This window comes from Leuconostoc sp. UCMA20149, assembly GCF_030400235.1.
In the GTDB taxonomy this organism is placed as follows: Bacteria; Bacillota; Bacilli; order Lactobacillales; family Lactobacillaceae; genus Leuconostoc; species Leuconostoc pseudomesenteroides.
On record NZ_VJYC01000020.1, the window covers coordinates 20,938 to 27,710 of the forward strand.

Annotated in this window: 7 protein-coding genes; 5 read left to right on the forward strand and 2 right to left on the reverse strand. The window is 39.7% G+C overall.

Features of this window, described 5'->3' with window-relative positions; all coding sequences use genetic code 11:
* Positions 1-26: 26 nt before the first annotated feature.
* Positions 27-821 (reverse strand): ABC transporter permease subunit, encoded by a 795-nt coding sequence (locus FF105_RS10540; protein WP_010275942.1) that lies wholly within the window; start codon positions 819-821, stop codon positions 27-29.
* Between the two features lie 13 nt (positions 822-834).
* Positions 835-1,572 carry an ABC transporter ATP-binding protein gene (locus FF105_RS10545; RefSeq protein ID WP_010275944.1) on the reverse strand — a complete coding sequence of 246 codons (738 nt, stop codon included), beginning with the start codon at positions 1,570-1,572 and terminating at the stop codon, positions 835-837.
* A gap of 466 nt (positions 1,573-2,038) precedes the next feature.
* Between FF105_RS10545 and FF105_RS10550 the strand changes: the two genes are divergently transcribed.
* Genes FF105_RS10550 through FF105_RS10570 form a run of 5 tightly spaced genes read left to right on the forward strand, consistent with a single transcriptional unit; the run spans position 2,039 to position 6,585 of the window.
* A complete protein-coding gene (locus FF105_RS10550) occupies positions 2,039-3,217 on the forward strand; it encodes an ABC transporter substrate-binding protein (RefSeq protein ID WP_010296532.1) in 1,179 nt (392 codons plus the stop codon).
* 48 nt (positions 3,218-3,265) lie between these two features.
* On the forward strand, positions 3,266-4,144 hold the full coding sequence (locus FF105_RS10555) for a branched-chain amino acid ABC transporter permease (RefSeq protein WP_010296533.1): 879 nt from the start codon (positions 3,266-3,268) through the stop codon (positions 4,142-4,144).
* The gene (locus FF105_RS10560) at positions 4,144-5,118 is read left to right on the forward strand and encodes a branched-chain amino acid ABC transporter permease (RefSeq protein ID WP_147651143.1); all 975 of its coding nucleotides are present in this window, start codon (positions 4,144-4,146) and stop codon (positions 5,116-5,118) included. The genes FF105_RS10555 and FF105_RS10560 overlap by 1 nt, the downstream gene beginning before the upstream one ends.
* On the forward strand, positions 5,090-5,875 hold the full coding sequence (locus FF105_RS10565) for an ABC transporter ATP-binding protein (protein ID WP_010278666.1): 786 nt from the start codon (positions 5,090-5,092) through the stop codon (positions 5,873-5,875). The genes FF105_RS10560 and FF105_RS10565 overlap by 29 nt, the downstream gene beginning before the upstream one ends.
* Complete coding sequence (locus tag FF105_RS10570; RefSeq protein ID WP_031941005.1) at positions 5,872-6,585, forward strand: ABC transporter ATP-binding protein; 714 nt, start codon at positions 5,872-5,874, stop codon at positions 6,583-6,585. The genes FF105_RS10565 and FF105_RS10570 overlap by 4 nt, the downstream gene beginning before the upstream one ends.
* Positions 6,586-6,773: the final 188 nt, after the last annotated feature.

A 6,773-nucleotide genomic window follows, 5' to 3' on the forward strand; every position in this document is an offset into this window, starting at 1 on the left:
ATGACATGCAATCATGTTTTGAGCAACTAATTGAGCTGAATATCGCGACGCGTAAAAATCAATAATCCAGAAATCACAAACAATACGATGAGACTGAGCATTAACACAACATTGTTAAGATCAATCGCTCGATTAACTAAACTGATATAATCAGCATATTTAAAGATACTAAGATAATTAATTTTTGCTACAATATCGCTTTGTGCTGATAGTGCGTTGACGAAGTAGGCCAAAAAGGCATAGCAACCAGTTACAATACCACCCACAGATCGTTTGCCACTAATAGCACTTAGACTATACGCAAATGTTGATAATGTCATATTTGTAAGAAAAAACATGACAATAATTTTGAATAAAACTGAAAATTTTAGCGGTTCATTAAGAGTGAGTGCAACAGCTAATACAGCAATTGCCCAAACAATAATTGCCAGAATGTTAATTGTTGTTAATGCAAAATACTTTTGAAAATAAACTTGAGTTCTTGAGACGGGGAGGGTCAAAAGCGACTGCAAAACATTTTTTTCTTCATCACCAGCGATAAATGTTATACCATACAAGATAGCCATAATAACCAGCATAATACCGATATTGCCAACAAGTTCAGTCGCCATGTATCCAGAAAAAGTTGTCATGATATTGGTTGTTTCACCAAACCACCCTTGAAATTCTTTTGGAATTTGCGCCATATCTTTGCCAAATAAGTCACGCATTGACGGAAACATCAAGCCAACACCAAAAATTAACAAAAATATGCCAATACTCCAGCATAATACGCCAATTCGGCGCTCGAACAAAGATTTAACATAGATATTTTTTAGCATATTAGTTTTCTCCTCAACGCGTATCTTGATGTGTTTGTACCAATTTTTCAAAAACAGCATCTAGATCAATGACTTCATGTTTTGGCGCAACAGCCTGAAGTTCAGCCATTTGCTTATTGGCAACCACTTTACCGCCGACAATAAAAATGACCCGATCACAAATTTCTGCAACTTCACTAAGATTATGTGATGAGATTAAGCCTGCACCGCCATCTTTTTTGTGTTGACGTATTAAATCAATGAAAATATTCTGTACGACGGGATCAAAACCACTTGTTGGTTCATCCATCACTAACAGTTTAGGGCGACTTAGAAGTGATGCTATCAAACTAATTTTTTGACGATTGCCACGACTGAGTTTTTTGATAGGTTTATCTAAATTTGCATTGAGTAAGCCAGCTAAATGGTCAATACGTGATGATTGCTCTGATTCTGGTATGTGTCGTAAATTGGCAAAATAAGTCAACGCTTGTCGACCAGTTACAGTCCGATCAAGATTCATATCAGTTGATAGAAAGCTCATATTCTGACGTAGCTTGGCTGCATTATTACGATTAAGTTGTTCACCAGCAATCTCAATTTGACCACTGGTTGCCTGTGTTAGTCCGAGAATGAGATCAATCGTGGTTGATTTTCCTGATCCATTGGGTCCGATGAAACCAACAATTTCACCTTTTTTAACGTCCAATGAAACATCAGAAATAGCAGTAAAATCACCGAATTTTTTGGTGACATGTTTGACTTTTAACATAAGCATCTCCTTAGGTTTGAAGTTGTTACTGATATTATTCATTATAAGTCAATGGGCATTTAACTTTGTGTTTAAAAATCGAATAAACTGTAACGTTTTGACGTATATAACAAGGTTCTGTGCGATAGTTTGGTTTGAAATGATAACTTTTCTCATTTTATTAGTTGTTGACAAGATTTTGTGTGTCTTGTATGATATTAAATATTAAGAAATTGGAGGCAACACATCATGCACAACATGAATCAAACACAAATCTCATCTCAAGCCCTCCTTCTCCTCCTCATGCTGTAAGTCATGACGAGGTTTTTCGCGCTCATGACTAACTGGTAATCAGTTTTCATGGGTGTTGAAATGATGAGTATGTCTATTATCATGATTAACGATTTAAACCCATGAATTTTGATATTCATGGGTTTTTTATTTGCGAAAAAGAAGGTAATTAGAGAAGAGAATTGGAGAAGGAAAAATGAAAAGAATTGTAATTGTTGGGGCAGTATTTGTCGTCGCCGTAGGCGGCATTATTGGCTATGGGGTAATGAATCGTCAGTCTGGTCAGGCGTCATCATCAACGGTGATTAAAATCGGTGGCGTATTTGACACATCAGGTGATGCCTCTTCGTACGGTAAAGCAGAGCAGGATGGAGCCAATTTTGCCATTAAGCAAATCAATGCTAATGGTGGTGTCAAGGTCAATGGCAAAAGCTATAAATTTAAGATTATCAATAAAGATGCCAAGACGGATAACACTGAAACAGCGTCAGTGACAAGCAACTTGATTAACAACGAAAAAGTGAGTGCAATTGTAGGACCTGTTATCACATCAGGCGTTCAAGCAGCCGTCCCAGTGGCGACACAAGGGAAGACGCCAATGATTTCACCAACAGCTGGCGCTGATAATATTACGATACAAAAAAACGGAAAAGTTCAGCCTTATGTTTTCCGAGCACAATATAAGAATTCGTTTATGGGCACAAAGATGGCACAATTTGCGACTGAAAATTTGAAAGCCAAGAATGTTGTTATTTTCCAAGATAATTCCTCAGATTATGGGACAGGCATTACAGCTGCGTTCAAGAAAGCATATAAGGGTAAGGTTGTTGACGTTGAATCTTACCAAGAAGGCAGCAAGGACTTGCAAGCTGTTTTGACCAAAATAAAAGATAAGCAGTTTGATGCTGTGGTTATCAATGGTTACTATACTGAGGGCGGTGCCATTTTGAAGCAAATGCGTGATATGGGCATTAATGTGCCAGTTATTGGTCCTGATGGTATTGGTGATCCTAAAACTGCAGAGATTGCGGGCAACAAAAATACAAGCAATGTTTATTATGCTGCTCATTTCTCAGTTGATGCACCGGCAACCAAAGTGGCAACGCCATTTGCAAAGGCTTACAAGAAAGCCTATGGCAAAGAGCCATCACAGTTTACAGCCTTGGCTTATGATTCTGTTCGTATGATTAAAGCAGCAATTGAAAATGAAAATTCAACAAGTAAGGCGGCGATTACCAAAGGTTTGGCAAATTTGAAGAATTTTGAAGGCGTTACAGGAAAAATGTTGATTGACAAAGACCATAATCCGGTGAAGTCAATGGTGATGGTTGGTATGACAGATGGTAAAGAGTCATCTGCTGTGGTCGTGAAGTAAATCAAACGTTACACAGAGTTGACGTGTTGATCAAATTTTGAGGTTAAAATGACAATTTTCATTCAGCAAGTAATCAACGGACTGATGTTAGGCAGTGTTTACGCACTATTGGCATTAGGCTACACAATGGTTTACGGTATTATCAAATTAATTAATTTTGCACATGGCGATATCTATATGCTTGGCGCCTATTTCGGTTATTTTTTTATCAAAGTGCTACACTTAAATTTCTTCATTGCCTTGGTTTTGGCGATGGCAGTCAGCGCGGTGATTGGGGTTTTGATTGAATATATTGCATATCGGCCACTACGTCATTCACCAAGGATAGCGGTGCTAATTTCAGCGCTTGGTATAGCATTTTTGCTGGAAAACGGCATGACGTACCTATATGGGTCTGATCAACGTTCTTTTCCGCAAGCTATTAAGACTGTGCAGTACCATTTTTATGGGATTCAAGTGTCCAATATTCAACTTATCATCGCCGTAACATCAATCGTGTTGATGTTATTGCTAACGTATGTTGTCAAACGCACTAAGATGGGTCGGGCAATGCGGGCGGTGTCAGCAGATCCTGATGCTGCAACTTTAATGGGCATCAATATTAATCACACGATTTCATTTACTTTTGCAATTGGATCAGCATTGGCCGCGGCTGGTGGTGTGTTGATTGGACTTTATTACAATAGCATCGATCCTTTGATGGGCATGACACCGGGGTTGAAAGCCTTTGTTGCAGCTGTTTTGGGTGGTATCGGTATTATTCCCGGAGCCGCTGTTGGTGGCTGGCTGATCGGTATATTAGAAACAATGGTACAAGCGACTTCGTTTTCTGCTTATAAAGACGCCATCGTGTATGCGATGTTAATTGTTATTTTGTTGATAAAGCCGACTGGTATTTTGGGTAAAAACAAGCGGGAGAAGGTGTAATGGATCAAACGCATATTAAATACACATTGTCGTGGGCAGCAATGGCTGCCATGGGCTTTGTTTTGATTTTCATGGCACAAATGGTTGGCTTAATCGGACATTATGGTGTCACAACGATTGTGTTGATCGGCATCAATGTGATTGCGGCATTGGGCTTGAATTTGGTTGTGGGGATATCGGGGCAATTTTCGCTAGGCCATGCCGGATTTATGGCGATTGGGGCGTATGCAACGGCGCTGATTATGGGAGTTTTGCCCGGTGTTATGGGCTTTATTGTAGGCATGGTAACTGGTATCGCCGTGAGTGGTATTGTTGCTTTGATCGTTGGGATACCAACTTTACGTTTACGTGGTGACTATCTAGCAATTGCAACGCTAGGATTTGCAGAAATCATTCGTATTGTCATTATGAACTTAAAAATTACTAACGGACCAGCCGGTATTTTTGGTATTGCGCCGTTTGTTAGTTGGCAATTGGTCTATATTTTAGCGGTTATCACGCTAATTATTGTCGTTAATTTTGTCCGTAGTATGCCGGGAAGAGCAATTATTGCAGTACGAGATAATGAAATTGCTGCTGAATCATTAGGTATTAATACGACAAAATACAAGGTTATCGCCTTTGTGTTGGGCGCATTATTTGCAGCTATGGCTGGTAGTTTACGGGCAAGTTTTATTCAATCGATTGCGCCTAAAGACTATGCATTTATGCAAAGTATTATGATTTTAATCATCATTGTAATCGGCGGGATTGGGTCAATGAGCGGCACGGTAATTACGGCTATTGCTTTGGGTATTTTAGACACGTTGTTACAAAATTTTGGTTCATTACGTATGGTTATTTATTCCGTTATCTTAATTGTCGTGATGTTAATCAGACCGCAAGGTATTTTTGGCAGTCGTGAATTATCTTTAAAAAAATGGCTATTTGATGGAGGAGATGGACATGACACAGACCATACTGAAAACGCATGATTTAAGCATTCGCTTTGGTGGTGTCACAGCAGTTGATCACGTCAATATTGAAGCTTCCGAAAATGAGTTAATTGGTTTAATTGGTCCAAACGGCGCAGGTAAAACGACATTATTTAATCTGTTGACTGGCGTTTATCGGCCAACCGAGGGCGATGTGGCATTGTTTGATGGTCAAAAGTTAGGCATAGTGAATCAGCAATCACCGGCTAAAAGAGCACGATTGGGCATTGCGCGAACGTTCCAAAATATCCGTTTATTTGAAAGCCGTACGGTTTTGGAAAATGTCATGATTGCAATGAATTCGCATACTCGAGCCCACACATGGGACGCGATATTGCGACTGCCATCTTTTTACAAGCATGAAGCGACTTTAAAAAATGAGGCGCGTCAATTATTGTCAATTTTTGATATGTTGGGTGTTCAGGATACTTTAGCCACTAACTTACCGTATGGGCAGCAACGACGCTTAGAGATTGTTCGAGCATTGGCGACTAAACCAAAAATCTTGTTTTTGGATGAACCTGCTGCGGGGATGAATCCCCAAGAAACCGCTGATTTGACCCGCCTTATTAAACAAGTGCAACAGGAATTTAAGATGACCATTATCCTAATTGAGCATGATATGAATTTGGTCATGGCAGTGAGTGAGCGACTTTATGTGCTGGAATACGGGAAATTATTGGCAAGCGGGACACCGGCAGAAATACAACAAAATGCTGATGTCATCCGCGCATATTTGGGAGAAAACGATACATGAGTGCATTGTTAACTGTTGAAAATTTGAATGTCAGTTATGGCGCAATCAAAGCTGTACAAAATGTCAATTTTACCGTGCATGATAATGAAATTGTGTCGTTAATTGGCGCAAACGGCGCTGGCAAAACGACAATCTTGAGAACTATTTCAAATTTAACCAAACCGACCTCTGGGCACATCAATTTTCAAAATCAAGATATTTTAGGGATGGCTTCAGCCAAAATTGTGTCTAGCGGAATTGCCCAAGTACCAGAAGGTAGACGCGTTTTTGCTGGCATGACAGTGCAAGAAAATCTGCAATTAGGTGCTTTCACACGTGATAAAGGCACTAATTTGAAGTCAGAATACGCGCTGATTTACGACCAATTTCCAATTTTAAAGGAGCGGCGTAATCAAGATGCAGCAACCTTATCTGGTGGCGAACAGCAAATGTTAGCAATGGGACGCGCGCTAATGGCCAAGCCGAAGTTATTGCTACTAGATGAACCGTCAATGGGATTAGCACCATTATTTATTGAAAAAATTTTTGATATTATCAGGACTGTCAATGAACAGGGCGTGACGGTGTTAGTCATTGAGCAAAATGCTAACCAAGCCTTGAAGATTGCTGATCGTGGCTATGTTTTAGAAAGTGGTCAAATTACGATGACCGGTACTGGTGCTGAATTACTGGCTTCAGATGATGTGAGAAAAGCTTATTTGGGCGGTTGACGCGATAGTGGTGTGTCAGTCGATATCTAAAACGCCAACACAGTAATAATTGTGTTAGCGTTTTTTTTAGTGTGATGAAGCACCGAAAACAGCCAGACGTTCTGCCAAACTCGTTTCCACGGCCGTGACACCAGGTGCTAATAGTTTCCTAGGATCATAATTTTTACCAATCAAATCTTGATCAGTTA

What these genes read in the sequence shown, in the direction of transcription:
- FF105_RS10540 (WP_010275942.1), bottom strand. Translation starts at nt 821, where the DNA reads ATGCTAAAAAATATCTATGTTAAATCTTTGTTCGAGCGCCGAATTGGC.
- FF105_RS10545 (WP_010275944.1), bottom strand. Translation starts at nt 1,572, where the DNA reads ATGTTAAAAGTCAAACATGTCACCAAAAAATTCGGTGATTTTACTGCT.
- FF105_RS10550 (WP_010296532.1), top strand. Translation starts at nt 2,039, where the DNA reads ATGAAAAGAATTGTAATTGTTGGGGCAGTATTTGTCGTCGCCGTAGGC.
- FF105_RS10555 (WP_010296533.1), top strand. Translation starts at nt 3,266, where the DNA reads ATGACAATTTTCATTCAGCAAGTAATCAACGGACTGATGTTAGGCAGT.
- FF105_RS10560 (WP_147651143.1), top strand. Translation starts at nt 4,144, where the DNA reads ATGGATCAAACGCATATTAAATACACATTGTCGTGGGCAGCAATGGCT.
- FF105_RS10565 (WP_010278666.1), top strand. Translation starts at nt 5,090, where the DNA reads ATGACACAGACCATACTGAAAACGCATGATTTAAGCATTCGCTTTGGT.
- FF105_RS10570 (WP_031941005.1), top strand. Translation starts at nt 5,872, where the DNA reads ATGAGTGCATTGTTAACTGTTGAAAATTTGAATGTCAGTTATGGCGCA.